The organism is Pseudomonas sp. MM213 (assembly GCF_020423045.1).
In the GTDB taxonomy this organism is placed as follows: Bacteria; Pseudomonadota; Gammaproteobacteria; order Pseudomonadales; family Pseudomonadaceae; genus Aquipseudomonas; species Aquipseudomonas migulae.
This window is the reverse complement of record NZ_CP081943.1, coordinates 1,990,667-2,006,191: the sequence shown is the minus strand read 5'-3', so window position 1 is coordinate 2,006,191 and position 15,525 is coordinate 1,990,667. Positions and strand designations below refer to the sequence as shown.

Genomic DNA, 15,525 nt, shown 5'->3' with positions numbered 1-15,525 from the left:
TGTCTCTCTTGTAATTGGATGAATCGACAATCTGTTCAGGCTCAGCGTGGCAGCAATCCTCGGGACGCCAGGTTACGTAGCAAGGCGCTCACGCCAAAGGTCCAAGGCGTTGCCTCGCAGCTGTGGGTCACCTGATTGTGCAGGCTGCCGAGCAACGGGCTGCTGATGCTGACCCGGTCCCCCAGTTTGTGGGTGAAACCACTGCCCACATGATCACGATCTTCGGTGGGCGCGAACAGGGTACCGAGAAACAGCAGGAAACCATCGGGGTATTGGTGATTGGCGTTGAGGGTCTGGCCGGCGAGGTCCTGCGGGTCACGGCTGATCTGGCTCATGGAGCTCGATCCGTGCATCCGGTAACCGTCCTCACCTTGCACCTCAAGGTCGACCACGCAGGCGCGGACATCGTCCAGGCTGAAGTGCTCGTCGAACAGGCGAATGAACGGTCCGATCGAGCAGGATGCATTGTTGTCCTTGGCCTTGCTCAGCAGCAGCGCGCTGCGGCCTTCAAAGTCTCGCAGGTTGACGTCGTTGCCCAGGGTCGCACCGTGAATCTGCCCGCGACTGTTCACCGCCAGCACCACTTCCGGTTCCGGGTTGTTCCACTGCGAACCCGGATGAATGCCAATCCGGCTGCCGCTGCCAACAGAGGCCAGAACCGGTGCCTTGGTGAAGATTTCCGCGTCCGGACCGATGCCCACTTCCAGGTATTGCGACCACATGCCTTGTTCGATCAACAAGGCTTTCAGGCGCATGGCCTGCTCTGAGCCAGGAACGATCGAACGCAGGTTGTCACCGATCACGCCATGCACGGTGGCCCGCACGGCTTCGGCTTTGGCGGCGTCGCCACCGGCCTGCTCCTCGATCACACGCTCGATCATGCTGGCGGCGAAGGTCACGCCGGCGGCCTTGATCACCTGCAAGTCCAGAGGGGCCAACAGGTAAGGTCGGGACGGGTCGGCGTCAGGTCCGGTGTTGGCGAGCAGGGCCTCGATGCTGGCAATGAAGGTGCCCGGCGTCTCGCGCACTGCCGACAGAGGAGCGTCCGATTCCAGCAAGTCACTCAGGGTCGCGAAGCGCTCCGACAGATCGAACACGCCGTCGGCGCGCAGGACGATCGGCGAAGGTCCGGCGATCTGGCCTGGTACCCAGGCGCGGCCGATCAAGGTACCGGCGACGCCATCGACGGGCAGGGTGTTTTCGGGAGTAAGCAATAGCGACATGGGGCATCTTCCTGGTTCGTAAAGACTTCACGCTAGGACGGACAGTCGATAAACTCCAATGAGATAAATTCAGTATTCGATAACTTGCGGTTATTACCTGTGCGAGGCGTGTTCATGTCAGATCTGTCCTTCTCCAGTTTCTGCGGTTGGCTCAAGTTCAGGCATTTGCTGCTGATCGACACATTGGGGCGCACCCGTAACATGCACCTGGCGGCGCAACAGATGAACCTCAGCCAGCCGGCCATCAGCAAGATGCTCAAAGAGATCGAAAGCCTGCTCGGTTTCGCCTTGTTCGAGCGCCAACCACGGGCCATGCCGCCCACGGCGCTGGGCGAACACGTGTTGCGCTATGCGCAAATCGCCTTGAACGACGCGCGCTCGTTCGTCGAGCAAATCAGCAGCCTGCGCGAGGGGGGGCACGGTCACCTCAAGGTCGGCGGAATATTTGCCGCTACGGCGGTGGCCCTGCCCGAGGCGATCTTGCAGATCAAACAGCGCTGGCCATTGCTGTCGATCGAGGTGGTGGAGCAAACCAGTAACCACCTGATGGAAATGCTTGAAGAGAAGAAACTGGACCTGGCCATCGCCCGTTTCACCGATCAAAGCCAGCAACAGCGGTACGACTTTCAACCGCTGGCTCCCGAACCGTTCTGCATTGTGGTCAACGACCGGCACCCGCTGGCAGGTGTCGGCCCCATCTCGTTGGAGCAACTGGTGGACTTGCCATGGATTCTTTACCCGGTGGGTACGCCGATTCGCGGGCGCATGGAACTCGCGTTCGCCGAAGCCGGCGTGGGCATGCCCCGCAACACCGTCGACACCATTTCGATGCAGACCTTCCTCCAGGTGCTGCAGCGTGGGCCGATGATCGGGATGCTGCCCAATGCCATGGTCAACCCACTGCTCGAAAGCGGTCAGCTCAAGACGCTGGATACGCCTTTGCATTTGGTCCCGCAGGACTACGGCATCCTCACCCGCAAGGGCGAGCAACTGGTGGGGGCGGCTCTGGAGTTTGCCGAAATACTCAAGGACAACGCCCGTTTGAACAACGATTCGGCGAGTTAAATCCGATGGGGTTTGTCGGTCATTTCGATAACGGATCGTTATCGGTTAATCCAAAAATGCCATTGGGAAAGAATCGATTCGCGACAGTACAGTAGCGACCAGCTTTCAATCAGGGTCAGGAGACTGTCATGCCCGAACTGTCCGGACACAATTTCATCGCGGGAGGCCGCAGCGCCGCCGGATCGGTGGTGTTGCACAGCGTTGATGCGACGACCGGGCAACCTTTGCCCACGGCCTTCATTCAGGCCACGGTCGAGGAAGTGGACGCCGCGGCAACGGCCGCCGCCCAGGCCTATCCGGTTTATCGTCATCTGCCGGCCGCCCGTCGTGCCGAGTTCCTTGAGGCCATTGCCACAGAGCTGGATGCACTGGGCGATGATTTCGTTGCCCTGGTCTGCCAGGAAACCGCTTTGCCGGCGGCACGCATCCAGGGCGAACGCGCTCGCACCAGCGGCCAGATGCGCCTGTTCGCCCAGACCCTGCGTCGCGGCGACTTCTACGGTGCACGCATCGATCTGCCACTCCCGGCACGCCAACCCTTGCCGCGCGTCGATCTGCGTCAGTGTCGCCTGGGTGTCGGCCCGGTGGCGGTGTTCGGCGCCAGTAACTTTCCGTTGGCATTTTCTACCGCTGGAGGTGACACCGCGGCTGCGCTCGCTGCCGGTTGTCCGGTGGTGTTCAAAGCCCATAGCGGACACATGGCGACCGCCGAACGAGTGGCCGAAGCCATCGTTCGCGCCGCCGAGCAGACCGGCATGCCTGAAGGCGTGTTCAACATGATCTTCGGTGCCGGCGTGGGTGAAACGCTGGTCAAGCATCCGCTGATTCAGGCCGTCGGTTTCACCGGTTCACTCAAGGGCGGCAGGGCGCTGTGCGACATGGCCGCCGCCCGCCCGCAACCGATCCCGGTATTTGCCGAGATGAGCAGCATCAACCCGGTGCTGGTCCTGCCCGAGGCATTGCAAGTGCGCGGCGAGCGCATCGCTACCGAACTGGCGGCGTCGGTGGTCATGGGCGCGGGGCAGTTCTGCACCAATCCCGGCCTGGTCATCGGCATTCGCTCACCGGCCTTCAGCCACTTTGTGCAGACGCTCAGTGCCTTGATGGCTGATCAGCCCGCGCAAACCATGCTCAATGCGGGCGGCCTGCGCAGTTACGTTCACGGTTGCGAAACGTTGCTGGCGCATTCGCAGATCATTCATCTGGCAGGGCGGACACAGCAGGGCAATAAGGCGCAGGCGCAATTGTTCCAGGCCGATGCCAGCCTGCTGCTGACGGGCAATGAATTGCTGCAGGAAGAAATCTTCGGCCCGGCCACCGTGGTGGTCGAGGTGGCCGATCGGGCCGAACTGTTGGCGGCCTTGCACGGTTTACGCGGCCAACTGACCGCGACCTTGCTGGGGGAGACGGCAGAGCTGGAACAGTCCGCCGACCTGGTGGCGCTGCTTGAGCAAAAAGTCGGTCGCGTACTGGTCAATGGTTACCCCACCGGTGTGGAAGTCTGCGATGCCATGGTCCACGGCGGTCCTTGGCCGGCGACATCCGATGCCCGTGGCACCTCGGTTGGCACATTGGCCATCGATCGCTTCCTGCGTCCGGTGTGCTACCAGAACTTCCCGGACGCCTTGCTTCCTGACGCGCTGAAGAACCGCAACCCATTGGGACTGACGCGCCTGGTCAACGGAGAAAAAACCACCGAAGCACTCTAGTCATTGCGCTATGCCGAGTGAACGGTTCACTCGGCCTGACCCATTCGATAAAAACAATCAGGCATGTCCACATGCCCAGGGGTTACCTCATGCAAACGATATCCGAGCAATTGCCCGCGCAGGCGCAGGCCAGCGCACTCGAATTTGAAGACCGGACCTACCGCAAGGTGATCTGGCGAATTCTTCCTGTCCTGCTCCTGTGTTACATGGCGGCTTACCTGGACCGGGTCAATATCGGCTTTGCCAAACTCGACATGCTCAACGAGCTGCAGTTCAGCAACACCGTCTATGCCTTGGGCGCCAGTATGTTCTTCTGGGGCTACTTCCTGTTTGAAGTGCCAAGCAACCTGTTGCTGCATCGCTACGGCGCGCGCTTCTGGATTGCCCGGATCATGTTGACCTGGGCCGTAATCTCCATGGCCGTGGCGTTCACCGTACCGCTGGCGGGTTTCTTCCACATCGAATCGAGCACGATGTTCTACGTGCTGCGCTTCTTGTTGGGCATCTGTGAAGCCGGCTTTTTCCCGGGTGTGATTCTGTACCTCAACTACTGGTTTCCGACCCATCGGCAAAGCCGGGTGATGTCCGGGTTCCTGATGGCATTGCCGGTCAGCCTGACCCTGGGCGGGATCCTTTCCGGTTGGCTGATGAGCAGCATGCAAGGTGTACAGGGCATGTCCGGATGGCAATGGATGCTGATCATCGAAGGCATTCCCTCGATCATCATGGCGTTCGTCGTCATCGTCTGTCTGGCCAACAACATCGACTCCGCCAAATGGCTGTCCGCTGCGGAGAAAGCCTTGCTCAAGGCCAATCTGCAAACCGATAACCAGGGCAAGGCTTCGCGCCTGAGCGAGGTGTTTTTCAATCCACGGGTGTGGTTGCTGGTGCTGATCCTGCTGACCTTCAACACCGGCTTCTACGGCCTGGCGTTCTGGATGCCTTCGATCATCAAGAGCACGGGCATCACCAACAGCTTGCACATTGGCCTCCTGACCGCCATTCCCTATTCGATTGCCACGGTTGCGATGCTGCTCAACGCACGGCACTCCAACCGGACCGGTGAGCGTCGTATGCACGCGGCGATTCCGGCCTTCATCGGTGGTTTGGGGTTGATTCTGAGCGCGTATTTCGCCGACAACCTGGTGTTGTCCGTGTTGTTCCTCAGCGTATCTGCCTCGGGGATCCTCAGCCTGATGCCGATTTACTGGACCCTGCCGGGGACCGTGCTTTCCGGCGTCGCCGCTGCGGCGGGTATCGGCATGATCAACGCCTTCGGCAACCTCTCCGGTTTCACCGGCTCGATGATCACCGCCGTCGCTGAAAACCTGACCGGCAATATCAACAACGGCACCTATGTACTGGCGCTGTGCTTGTTCGTCAGCGGCGGGCTGATCCTTGCCATCCCCGCGTCGATGCTCGGCAGAACCCCAAAAACAGCACCCCTCACCGCGAAGCTGGAGGCCGCATGAACCTGCAGAACAAACGGGTGCTGATCACGGCGGCGGGGCAGGGTATCGGCATGGCCAGCGCCATTGCCTTTGCCCGGGCCGGTGCCGAAGTGTTTGCCACGGACCTCGATATCAGCAGGCTGGAAGGGCTTGAAGGCATAACGGCGATTACCCTGGACGTGACATCGACTACCGCCATCAGCGAAATCAGTGAGCGCATCGGCGCACTGGACGTGCTGTTCAACTGCGCGGGCTACGTGCACAGTGGCAACATTCTCGAATGCGATGAAGCGGACTGGGCGCGGTCGATGGACATCAACGTCACCGCCATGTACCGCATGATCCGCGCGTTCCTGCCGGGCATGCTGGAACGCGGAGGTGGATCAGTCATCAACATGTCATCGGTGGTTTCCAGCATCAAAGGCGTGCCCAACCGTTTTGCCTATGCTGCCAGCAAAGCGGCGGTGGTAGGGCTGACCAAGGCGGTTGCCGCCGACTTCATCAGTCAGGGCATTCGCTGCAACGCCATTTGCCCCGGCACCGTGGAATCGCCGTCGCTGCGTCAGCGCATTGCCGCACAGGCTGCGCAACAAGGCGTCGACGAAGCACGGGTCTACCAACAATTCCTTGACCGCCAACCCATGGGTCGCATCGGCAGTGCCGACGAGATCGCCCAGTTGGCTTTGTACCTGGGCAGCGATGCGTCCGCCTACACCACAGGCGCTGTGCATGTCATCGATGGCGGCATGAGCATCTGAAACCCGCTTCGCACTTTCGGTTTGAGCAGGAGAACTAAATGAAACTGTTGCGTTATGGCGAAAAAGGTTCGGAAAAACCGGGCCTGCTGGATGCCGATAATCAGATCCGCGACCTCTCGGCGCATGTACCGGATATCGCCGGGCTGGCCCTCAGCCCGGAAAGCCTGGCAACGCTTGCCGCCATTGATCCGTCCAGCCTGCCCATCGTTGCCGGTCAGCCACGGATAGGCGCCTGCGTCGGCCAGGTCGGTAAGTTTGTCTGCATTGGTCTGAACTACGCCGACCATGCGGCCGAGTCGAACATGGAAGTGCCGAAAGAGCCGATCATCTTCAACAAATGGACGAGTGCCATCTGCGGCCCGAACGACAACATCGAGATCCCGCGCGGTTCAAAGAAGACCGATTGGGAAGTCGAACTCGGCGTGGTCATCGGCAAAGGCGGGCGCAACATCGATGAAGCCAACGCCATGGAGCATGTCGCCGGCTATTGCGTGATCAACGATGTCTCTGAGCGCGAATGGCAACTGGAGCGGGGCGGTACCTGGGACAAGGGCAAAGGCTTCGATACCTTTGGCCCGCTCGGCCCGTGGCTGGTAACCCGCGATGAAATCACCGATCCGCATGCGCTGGACCTGTGGCTCGATGTCGACGGACACCGCTACCAGCAAGGGAATACGCGGACGCTGATCTTCAACGTGCCGCAACTGATTGCTTACCTGAGTCGTTGCATGAGCCTGCAACCTGGCGATGTGATTTCGACGGGCACGCCTCCGGGCGTTGGGCTGGGCATCAAGCCACAGCCGGTTTTCCTGCGTCCGGGGCAGACCATTCGTTTGGGCATCGCGGGGTTGGGTGAACAGCAGCAAGTCACCGTGCAGGCGGATTGAGGCAAGCGTTCCCAAACACCAGAAATGACAAAGCCCCGAGCGATCGGGGCTTTGTCGTTTTTCTCGGGTCTTGTTAACTCAAACTCAACTTAGCGAGGGCAAATCACTAACGTCGCACGGGTCCCCGTTGGCGTTCGATTTTCCAGCTTGATTTCCCCTCCCGTACGATCTGCGATTGCCTTGACGATGGCCAGCCCCAGGCCTGCCCCTTGGCCATTGCCACGGCTGTAAAAGCGCTCAAGGAGCCGATTGCGCTCCGACTCTTCGATTCCGGGCCCTTCGTCCTCGACGGATAACTCATAGCGATCTTCTTTTCTTTCCAGACGCACGCTGATCAAACCGTTAGCCGGTGAAAAGTTTGCTGCATTCGTCACTAAATTGTTCAAGGCAATGTGGATGTCGGCCGAATCGATCCTGACCGGGCCGATGTCATCATCCGCTTCGAAAACCAGTTCAAGTCCTTTGCTCAAAAGCCAGGGAGTCAACTGCACCAGGCTTTCTCGAACGGTGGCTGTGAGGTCAATGGGGGGAGGGATTTTGGCTGCCGTCTTCGGTTCGAGACGCGCCATGGTCAGCAATTGGTTGACCAGCCGGCTGGTACGATCGACGCCGGCGATCAGGTGTTCAAGTGATTCGCGTCGGTCATTTTCGGTGCCGGCCTCCAGCAGGTTTTGTGCGTGCACCCGCAAGACGGCCAAGGGCGTGCGCATTTCGTGGGCGGCGTCGGCAATGAAGCGCCGCTCACGTCCGAGCACGTCCTGAATTTGCGCAAGCATGCGGTTGAGTGCCGCCTGCATCGGTTCCAGTTCGCTGGGCAGCGGTGTCATTTGCAGCGGCTCCAGCGAGCCGCTATGGCGTGCGCGCAGGGTCGCGGCCATATCGGCTAACGGCTTGAGCCCCCAGCCGATGGCCAGCCAAACCATCGCCGCGAGGATCAGGCTGCCCAGCATGTTCGGCCACAGGGTGTGGCGGACGATGCGATCGACCAGATCCGCCCGCACATCGTCGCGTTCACCGACCCAGATGCGCAGGCCATTTTGTTTGTCTTCAAGGACAAAGGCGCGCCAGTGACGATTGTTCAAATCCACCACGTCACTGAAACCGGGTGTGTTCGGTGGCGTGCCGAACGAGGGCGCACTGGCGGTGTGCACCAGCACTTCACCTTTGGGACTCCACACCTGAAAGGCGATTTTCCTTTCGTACGGATGACCATCGCCGCGAGGCACTGCCTCGCCCAGCGCCGTATTGAACGCCTGGTACAGATCCGCATGTTCCTGACTCGCCAAGGGCATGCGCATCACGCCTTGCAACAGGCGGGCATTTTGCGCCAGTTGCGCATCGTAGACCTCGGCGATTTCGTGGTTGCTGTCGTGCACGTTAAACAGGCTGATCACCGCCAGCCCGGCGAGCATCAAGCCGATGATCAGCGTCAGCGTACGGCGACGGATCGACGTCATCGACGTTCCTCCACCAGATAGCCCACACCACGAACGGTGCGGATCAGGTCGGTGGAGAATTTTTTGCGCAGGTGATGGATGTGCACTTCCAGGGTGTTGCTTTCCGCTTCTTCATTCCAGCCGTACAGCAATTGCATCAAATGATCGCGGGTCATGACGCGACCCGGTGGCGAGAGCAATTCGTGCAACAACTGGTATTCCTTGGGTGTCAGCCCCACGGGCTGGCCAAGATAGCTGACCTGCTGCGTGCCGGGGTTGAGGCTGATGCCGGCGTGCTCGATCAGCATTTGCGCGCGTCCGGCGCTTCGCCGCAGCAGGGCGCGCAACCGGGCTTTGAGTTCGGCCAGGTCGAACGGTTTGATCAAATAGTCATCGGCGCCGGCATCCAGCCCGGCGATGCGGTCTTCGGTGGCATCGCGGGCGGTGAGTATCAGTACCGGCAAGTTGGAACCGCTGTCGCGCAGGCGTCGCAGCACTTCGAGACCGTCCATGCGCGGCAGGCCGAGATCAAGCACGGCCAGGTCGAAGGTTTCACTGAGCAGGGCATGCAGGGCGCTGCTGCCGTCCTTGATCCAGTCGACGGTGTAGCCTTCGCGCCCGAGGGCCTGGTGAATGCCTTCGCCGAGGGCGACGTCATCCTCGATCAGTAATAAACGCACGCGAACTCCTGTCAGTCGAGTTTTCTGTTTACGTCCACCAGCAACGTCTCGATCTCTTTGCGGCGCCCGGCGTCGGCCGTTTCGCGGTTGGGGCGAGGGGCGGCCAGCAGCGCCTTTTGCAACGCTGCCTTGGCCTCAGAGTAGCGCTTTTGACGGTAAAGGTGATCGCCCCAAAAGTACAGGCTGTCGATGCCATTGGGGTTCATTTGCAAGGCAAGCTTGAGCAGTTGTTCGGCCTTGTCTGAATCACCAAAACCGATGGGCCAGCCCGGTACGCGGTCATACAGTGCGCCGAGGCTGGTGTAAGCCGAGCCTTGCAGGGCTTTGGGGTCCAGAGTCAGGGATTTTTCCAGGTCAGCCTTGGCGTCTTTGGCTTTGCCCAATGCCCCGAGCCCGCCTTGGGCGCCGGCCCAACTGCTGGTGACAATGCCTTTCCAGATCCACGCTTCGGCCACGGCCGGGCGTTCCTGGCTGAAGGCGGAGGCTTGCGCGGCCAGTTGTTCGAAGGCTTGCTCGCGTTGTTTTTCCGGCATTTCGTATTGAATGTGCGCCCAACTCTGCTGGAGGGCAGAGAGGCGTTGCTGGTCGGCGCTGTCGAGGGCCCAGGCGATCTGGCTGAAGGCGCCTATCAAAAGGCAGGCAAAGATTTTTTTCATGGTTTTTGCTCGTTCTCGGGTTTGTGGCTCAGACGGCGGATCAGTGGCAATTGCTTGCGCAGGCCTCGATCCACCAGGTTGGGCAACAGGCTGTTGAGACGCACGAAAAAACGTTCCGGCCAGCCCAGGTAAAGGTCGCGGTGGTCGCCGGCGATTGCGTGGAGGACGGCCGAGGCCACGGTTTTCGGGTCGTCGACATTGGCCTTGAGGGCATCGTTCAGGGCTTGGGCCGCCGCGCTGTTCATCGATGTGCGGGTGGCGCGGGGTGCCACGTACAGAACACTGACCCGGGTATCCGCCAATTCCCGGCGCAGGGCTTCGGAAAAACCGCGCAGGGCAAACTTGGTGGCGCAGTAACTGGCATAACCGGGGTAGCCGATCGAACCGTACGTCGAGCCGACATTCACCACCATGGCACTGTCGGCTTGCTTGAGCTGCGGCAACAGCAGCTTGGTCATGCAAATCGGTGCACTGACGTTGACCGCCAACATGGCGTTGATGTCGCTGTCATCGAGCTGCTCCAGCATGGCGAAATGATTGACGCCGGCGGCATTGATCAACAGGTTGATGCCGCCGATGGCCTCAACGGCGGCCAGTACCTTGTGCCGGTCGAAGGGCAACGTCAGGTCGGCGGCCACCCAGTGCATATTCTGCGGATAGCGCGCGAGCAGCGGCAGCAGTGACTCCTGATGACGAGCCACGGCCAGGACCCGGGCACCGGCGGCGCACAGTGCGCTGGCGATCTCCATGCCGATGCCGCCACTCGCGCCGGTCAGGACCACACTGGCCTCATGCAGCTGCATGTTGGACTTCCAGGCGGCCCGGCAAACCGCGAAACATGTCGGCGTAAAGCCGGTACACCACTTTCGAGGCGTGGATCACGGCGGCCTGGTCGGCGCTGTCGTCGAGTTGGTTCATGAGCCGGCGATAGGTCTGCATGTGCTCGATGTCCAGAGAACCGTGGGAGCTCAAATAACTGAAGGCACTTTCCGGCAAGGCCAAGTGCTCACGGATGCTGCCCGCCGCGTGAGTCGCCAGGGCGATGCTGGTGCCTTCCAGCACATTGACCATGCCGAACAGCCCCACCGGGTTGCCCCGGGCAATCAGGTCATAGAGAAAACCGACCATCAGTTCGATCGGCAGCGAGGGCTGGCCGTTGCGCACCGCTTCGCGATCACCGCCACAGGCGGCTATGTCGTCGAGCACCCATTGTTCGTGGCCGTATTCATCCTCGATGTATTCACACACCGCCTTGCGCAGCCATTCCAGACGTGTGGGCAGGCGCGCGCCGCACGCCATCATCAGCGGCACGGTATGGCGCACGTGGTAGTACGCCTGAGCGAGAAACGCCCGATAGCTTTCAAGACTGACCTGGCCTTGCAGCGCATCGAGGATGATCGGCAGGTTGAACAGTTCGTGGCGCTCTTGTTGAGTGGCTTCTTGCAGGGTGTCGAAAAACGTCATGATGCGGGCTCCTCGGAATGGGGGAATTCGGTCAGTTGTGCGCGGTATAACGCGACGATGGCGTCCCGGCGCGGGCGGCCATTGGCGGTCAGCAAGCCATTGGCGGCAGTGAAGGGTTCATTCAGGCGTGTCCAGTGATGCACCTGGGCATAATCGGGCAACGCGTCGTTGGCTTCGGCGACGGCAGCAGCCAGTTGTTCGTCCGTGCAGTCCGGGCGGTTGGGCCACAGCAGTGCGTGATTTCGCGGCAGGGCCTCGCCATACACAAAAGCCTGGGCGATGTGTTGGCGTTGGGTGAGTTCCGCTTCGACCCATTCCGGGTTGACGTTGCGCCCGTAGCTGGTGATGAATTGATGCTTTTTGCGACCGTTGAGGAAGAGGAAACCCTGCGCGTCGAACTCCCCGAGATCGCCGCTGTGCCACCACTCGCCGGTGTAGGCCGGCTCACCCAGGTAACCGAGCAAGAGCGAGCCCTTGATCAGGACCTCACCGTCTTCGGCCAGTTTCACTTCGACGTGGGGCAGGGGCCGGCCGACGCTACCTGCACGGTACGCTGCGGGGCGATTGAGGCAGACGACCGAAGCGCATTCGGACAGACCGTAACCTTCATAGACCGGTAGGCCAACGTGCCGGGCCCGTTGCAATAAATCCTTTGAGACCCGCGCGCCACCGACGGCGGCAAAGCGCAGTGTTTGCGGATTAAACGCGTTCTGTTCGGTTGCGCTGACCAGCATCAGCAGCAGTTGCGGCACCAGAATCAGACTCTCGGGCGAACGACTGGCCAGGCAACCGAGCAGGCGCGGTACATCGACGCCGCTGGCGCCCCGGATGCCCAGGGTTTTCTGGCTCGGCAGGCTCAGGGTGGCACCGGCGTAGAGCGCGGCGTAGCAGCCCAGGTTCTCCAGCAGGATCGCCAGCGGCAACAGCGCCAGGTGATGCTGTGGTTCAGTGGGTTTGCTGGCCTGATCCAGTTCCCGCGCTACCCGCAACAAGCTGTCGGCACTCAGGCACACGCCTTTGGGAGTCCCGGTGGTGCCGGAGGTGAAGGTCAGTTTGGCCGTGCCGGGGTGCATGCGGCTCGGGCCGGCGAACGAGCGTCGCCAGAACTCGGCGCTTTTCTCATACCCGGCAACGAGCAGTTCGGCTTCGAATTCCGGTTCGGCAATCACTCGTTCTGCCTGGCTCTGTTCCAGGCAGTGGGCACGCTGTGCGGGGCTGAAGAAGGGGGCAAGGTCACGCAAGCAAGGCCTTCGAACAGCGCGGCCAAGTCCCAGAGTATGGCCTCGACGCCGTTGTCCAGAGCCAGGGCGATGACGCTTGCCTGTTCATCGCGCAGACGCTGTTGGCGGTACTTCACTTCAGCGTACAGCGTGGCGTAATCGATTTTCAGGGTGTCGCCCCACAGGGCAATGACGTTGCTCTTGCGCTCGGCATGGCTGCGCAAGGCCTGCTCGAATCGTTGGCATTCAGGCGACATGGCAGGCTCCGTCAAGGGACGATGGCAAGCCCAGCCGGCTGAACAGACCGATGTTGCGCAAATGAATGAAGCCGGCGCGGATGTTGCCGACGTGAACCCAGGGTTTGCTTTCGTAGTAGCTGCCCCAACTGTGCCGGTCGTCGCCCAGTCGCTGCGGGTCGGCGGCGCAGAGAGTCACCGGTTTCAGGCCCAGTCGGTGAAAGCTGTTGACCAGGCCCATGTTGCCGGTGAATGCCACCCATTCCAGCCCGCCCATGGCCAGCAGATAGGTAATGGCAATGATGCTCATCCGGGCATTGCCGGTGTCGGTGGCGGCCAGATTGCCGACCTCGACAATGCCGGCAGGATCCACCGGACGCTCCACCACGGCGCTGATCAATGTCTGGATCGGTTTGTCCAGATAACGCTCCAGAAACAACGGCTCGTCACGGCCCAGGCGTACCCCGGCGACCGCGCACAGTTCGCCGTCGGTGCTGCTTATGCCGAACAACTGCGGCATGAAATGACGAATGTCTGCACCGTGAACCTTGCGAAAGCGTTGCTGGATAAAGTTCTCGAATACCGGTCTCTGTTCATCGCCCGGTAAGGCGCGGGACAGGACGATCTGTGGCGTTTCTGCCTGGCCGAAGTGCAGCGGCAATGCAATGTTCCAGTCGAAATCGGGCATGGGCGGAACGCCTCCCTCTATAAGTTTGGGGGGAGTATCCGAGGCATTTCTTAACGAAGTCTGAAGGTGGAAAAAGGTTCGTTGAGCGCTGTTCTTCAGACTGTCTTAAGTTTTGACCGACAGGCTGCGCTCCGCCGGTTCAAAGCAACCGCTCAGAGGCTGTCGCACGGCAGTCGTCCCAAAATTTGATGAGGCGTGTTTATGACCCGCGAGATAGTCACAGATCGTTATGCAAAGCTGTCGATCACCCTGCACTGGCTGATGTTGGCGCTGTTCGTCGGCGTGTATGCGTGCATTGAGATCAAAGGGCTGCTGCCACGCGGCAGCAACGCACGAGCTCTGTTCCTGGGGTTGCATGGGCTGTTCGGGATAAGCATTTTCGCTCTGGTCTGGATTCGCCTGCTCGGGCGTCTGACGCCGCGTCCGCCGATCACTCCAACCCCGCCGGCCTGGCAGACCGGCCTGTCACACCTGATGCACCTGGCGCTGTATGGCTTGATGATTGTGACGCCACTGATGGCCTGGTTGATGCTGGCTGCGGGAGGCAAGCCCTTGCCGTATTTCGACTTCTATCTGTCGGCACCGGTGTCGGTGGATCCGGATCTGGCCAAGCGATTCAAGTACTGGCACGAATGGCTTGGCACCAGCGGCTATTGGCTGATCGGCCTGCATGCGCTCGCTGGCCTGTTCCATCATTACTGGGTCGGTGATAACACCCTTGCCCGGATGTTGTCTGGACGAAGCAGGTCATGAATTCAGTGCGCTCTTGACCCTGACGGCGGTTGCTCACGATTCTCAGGGGCATGGCGAGGGTCGCCTAATACTGCTCTGAATATGGAATAGTCAGGTTCATTGTTGAGCTATCCACAAATTTTCGCGGCTTTGGGGCTTACAACCGTAAGGTGATTGAAGCTTCAATCGGACTTTGGAGGCAGGGCAATAACGGATGCATCGTTGATCAGGTGGATCAACTCACTTAGTTGCGCCTCGGCAATGGTCAATGATGCAGCGCTTCTACTCAACTCTTCCTCCCGTTGATCCAACATGGCTTCACGGGCAGTCAAGTCGCGGTCAAGACGCTCCTGTTTAAGTCGAACGTTATAGAACTCCTCATGTTTGTTCTGCAGCGCCTCTTTATGGTTGCTCAGGTTCGTCATGAGTGTCTGCAAGCTTTGTTCAATGCGCGATACGGAATTTTGGGTCATTGGCGCGGTTTCCTCGGATGCTGTCAGGGCGGTAGTTGACGCTACGTGGGTCATAATGGATTTCGGAGAAGCAGCGGGGGCATCTCGGGAGATCTTGTTCAAGGGCGGAGGGGGAACCTGACGATGGTCGTCTTCATGTTGGTTAAAGCGTGTAAGTTTCGAGTAGTAGTCGGTGCACTCCAGTTCGATATGTATATCCCGCGTCGAAGTTTGCACGGTTGTTTGTACAAGGGGGCCTGGCGAAGGTTGAAAATTCAACAGCTTTTCCACCCATGTTTCGTTGACCTTCAACGTGCGGTGGGTGTGTACATCCCCGGGAATGATCCGAGTCTCCAGCAGGTCAAGTATCCGATAGCTCCCATCGGTCATGTGGGGTGCCGGCGCCAGGGCATCGTTTATGATGTTTTTGAGGGTTTGCGCAGCAATCTTGAAGTCGTTCGGGGACATGCAGGTCATCAGTAACGCTTCCCCGTCATCACACAGCGACGCTAAGTAGATCCGTATCAGCCCCCCACCAAGATTTTCATTCAGGCTGTAAATCACAAACCGCCTGTCAATCACAACCGCCGTAAACACGCACAGTACTGCAGCGTTCAGCGGTTCCCCTTCGGTGTTCAATACGGTGATTGTTCTAAAGTTCATTTGGCTTCGCGGCTCCGAGGCTGGGCAAAAAACGGGACTATCGGCCGATTAAAGAATAGCGAGTGTCGGTGCCGTGTTTTGTAGGAGTAAGCGCATAAGGCCTCGGATAAATCCTCACGGCCTACAGACCGATCTGGTATTCACTTGCCCCCGTTCAATCGGATCAATCAGCGGTTTATGTTTCCTCGCTTCAACAAACGTATCT

At 60.0% G+C, this 15,525-nt stretch carries 14 protein-coding genes and 1 pseudogene; 6 read left to right on the top strand and 9 right to left on the bottom strand.

Annotated features, from left to right (window positions below; all coding sequences use genetic code 11):
- Window positions 1-41 precede the first annotated feature (41 nt).
- Window positions 42-1,223, bottom strand: coding sequence for a fumarylacetoacetate hydrolase family protein (locus K5R88_RS09070; protein ID WP_008024778.1), 1,182 nt, complete (start codon window positions 1,221-1,223; stop codon window positions 42-44).
- A gap of 114 nt (window positions 1,224-1,337) precedes the next feature.
- Between K5R88_RS09070 and K5R88_RS09065 the strand changes: the two genes are divergently transcribed.
- From K5R88_RS09065 to K5R88_RS09045, 5 genes are all read left to right on the top strand, one after another.
- Window positions 1,338-2,288 (top strand): LysR family transcriptional regulator, encoded by a 951-nt coding sequence (locus K5R88_RS09065; protein WP_008024779.1) that lies wholly within the window; start codon window positions 1,338-1,340, stop codon window positions 2,286-2,288.
- Window positions 2,289-2,416: 128 nt separating this feature from the next.
- Window positions 2,417-3,997: an aldehyde dehydrogenase (NADP(+)) gene (locus K5R88_RS09060; RefSeq protein ID WP_226299807.1), complete on the top strand. Its 1,581-nt coding sequence runs from the start codon at window positions 2,417-2,419 to the stop codon at window positions 3,995-3,997.
- 89 nt (window positions 3,998-4,086) lie between these two features.
- Complete coding sequence (locus tag K5R88_RS09055) at window positions 4,087-5,469, top strand: MFS transporter (protein ID WP_032832480.1); 1,383 nt, start codon at window positions 4,087-4,089, stop codon at window positions 5,467-5,469.
- Complete coding sequence (locus K5R88_RS09050) at window positions 5,466-6,206, top strand: SDR family oxidoreductase (RefSeq protein ID WP_226299806.1); 741 nt, start codon at window positions 5,466-5,468, stop codon at window positions 6,204-6,206. Before K5R88_RS09055 ends, K5R88_RS09050 begins: the two co-directional genes overlap by 4 nt.
- A gap of 38 nt (window positions 6,207-6,244) precedes the next feature.
- The gene (locus K5R88_RS09045; protein WP_223435208.1) at window positions 6,245-7,093 is read left to right on the top strand and encodes an ureidoglycolate lyase; all 849 of its coding nucleotides are present in this window, start codon (window positions 6,245-6,247) and stop codon (window positions 7,091-7,093) included.
- Window positions 7,094-7,182: 89 nt separating this feature from the next.
- Here K5R88_RS09045 and K5R88_RS09040 read toward each other — a convergent pair whose 3' ends face one another.
- The 7 genes and pseudogenes from K5R88_RS09040 to K5R88_RS09010 all read right to left on the bottom strand — a co-directional run bounded on the left by K5R88_RS09040 (window position 7,183) and on the right by K5R88_RS09010 (window position 13,473).
- Window positions 7,183-8,550 carry a sensor histidine kinase gene (locus K5R88_RS09040; RefSeq protein WP_226299805.1) on the bottom strand — a complete coding sequence of 456 codons (1,368 nt, stop codon included), beginning with the start codon at window positions 8,548-8,550 and terminating at the stop codon, window positions 7,183-7,185.
- Window positions 8,547-9,209, bottom strand: a complete 663-nt coding sequence (locus tag K5R88_RS09035; RefSeq protein ID WP_008028051.1) for a response regulator — start codon at window positions 9,207-9,209, stop codon at window positions 8,547-8,549. The genes K5R88_RS09040 and K5R88_RS09035 overlap by 4 nt, the downstream gene beginning before the upstream one ends.
- 11 nt (window positions 9,210-9,220) lie before the next feature.
- Window positions 9,221-9,865: a tetratricopeptide repeat protein gene (locus tag K5R88_RS09030; RefSeq protein WP_192228338.1), complete on the bottom strand. Its 645-nt coding sequence runs from the start codon at window positions 9,863-9,865 to the stop codon at window positions 9,221-9,223.
- The gene (locus K5R88_RS09025; RefSeq protein WP_226299804.1) at window positions 9,862-10,668 is read right to left on the bottom strand and encodes an SDR family oxidoreductase; all 807 of its coding nucleotides are present in this window, start codon (window positions 10,666-10,668) and stop codon (window positions 9,862-9,864) included. The genes K5R88_RS09030 and K5R88_RS09025 overlap by 4 nt, the downstream gene beginning before the upstream one ends.
- Window positions 10,655-11,329 (bottom strand): TenA family transcriptional regulator, encoded by a 675-nt coding sequence (locus K5R88_RS09020; protein WP_008028063.1) that lies wholly within the window; start codon window positions 11,327-11,329, stop codon window positions 10,655-10,657. The genes K5R88_RS09025 and K5R88_RS09020 overlap by 14 nt, the downstream gene beginning before the upstream one ends.
- Window positions 11,326-12,806 (bottom strand): annotated as a pseudogene (locus K5R88_RS09015) (AMP-binding protein). Before K5R88_RS09015 ends, K5R88_RS09020 begins: the two are co-directional and overlap by 4 nt.
- Window positions 12,796-13,473 carry a thermostable hemolysin gene (locus tag K5R88_RS09010; protein WP_207284573.1) on the bottom strand — a complete coding sequence of 226 codons (678 nt, stop codon included), beginning with the start codon at window positions 13,471-13,473 and terminating at the stop codon, window positions 12,796-12,798. Before K5R88_RS09010 ends, K5R88_RS09015 begins: the two are co-directional and overlap by 11 nt.
- Before the next feature lie 201 nt (window positions 13,474-13,674).
- On the opposite strand from K5R88_RS09010, the gene K5R88_RS09005 reads away from it, so the two are divergent.
- Complete coding sequence (locus K5R88_RS09005) at window positions 13,675-14,226, top strand: cytochrome b (RefSeq protein ID WP_223449402.1); 552 nt, start codon at window positions 13,675-13,677, stop codon at window positions 14,224-14,226.
- 161 nt (window positions 14,227-14,387) lie between these two features.
- On the opposite strand, the gene K5R88_RS09000 is transcribed toward K5R88_RS09005, so the two are convergent.
- The gene (locus tag K5R88_RS09000; protein WP_226299803.1) at window positions 14,388-15,320 is read right to left on the bottom strand and encodes a hypothetical protein; all 933 of its coding nucleotides are present in this window, start codon (window positions 15,318-15,320) and stop codon (window positions 14,388-14,390) included.
- Between the last annotated feature and the right edge of the window lie 205 nt (window positions 15,321-15,525).

Excerpts from the sequence above, each read along its gene's own strand:
- K5R88_RS09070 (WP_008024778.1), bottom strand. The coding sequence starts at position 1,223 with ATGTCGCTATTGCTTACTCCCGAAAACACCCTGCCCGTCGATGGCGTC.
- K5R88_RS09065 (WP_008024779.1), top strand. The coding sequence starts at position 1,338 with ATGTCAGATCTGTCCTTCTCCAGTTTCTGCGGTTGGCTCAAGTTCAGG.
- K5R88_RS09060 (WP_226299807.1), top strand. The coding sequence starts at position 2,417 with ATGCCCGAACTGTCCGGACACAATTTCATCGCGGGAGGCCGCAGCGCC.
- K5R88_RS09055 (WP_032832480.1), top strand. The coding sequence starts at position 4,087 with ATGCAAACGATATCCGAGCAATTGCCCGCGCAGGCGCAGGCCAGCGCA.
- K5R88_RS09050 (WP_226299806.1), top strand. The coding sequence starts at position 5,466 with ATGAACCTGCAGAACAAACGGGTGCTGATCACGGCGGCGGGGCAGGGT.
- K5R88_RS09045 (WP_223435208.1), top strand. The coding sequence starts at position 6,245 with ATGAAACTGTTGCGTTATGGCGAAAAAGGTTCGGAAAAACCGGGCCTG.
- K5R88_RS09040 (WP_226299805.1), bottom strand. The coding sequence starts at position 8,550 with ATGACGTCGATCCGTCGCCGTACGCTGACGCTGATCATCGGCTTGATG.
- K5R88_RS09030 (WP_192228338.1), bottom strand. The coding sequence starts at position 9,865 with ATGAAAAAAATCTTTGCCTGCCTTTTGATAGGCGCCTTCAGCCAGATC.
- K5R88_RS09025 (WP_226299804.1), bottom strand. The coding sequence starts at position 10,668 with ATGCAGCTGCATGAGGCCAGTGTGGTCCTGACCGGCGCGAGTGGCGGC.
- K5R88_RS09020 (WP_008028063.1), bottom strand. The coding sequence starts at position 11,329 with ATGACGTTTTTCGACACCCTGCAAGAAGCCACTCAACAAGAGCGCCAC.
- K5R88_RS09010 (WP_207284573.1), bottom strand. The coding sequence starts at position 13,473 with ATGCCCGATTTCGACTGGAACATTGCATTGCCGCTGCACTTCGGCCAG.
- K5R88_RS09005 (WP_223449402.1), top strand. The coding sequence starts at position 13,675 with ATGACCCGCGAGATAGTCACAGATCGTTATGCAAAGCTGTCGATCACC.
- K5R88_RS09000 (WP_226299803.1), bottom strand. The coding sequence starts at position 15,320 with ATGAACTTTAGAACAATCACCGTATTGAACACCGAAGGGGAACCGCTG.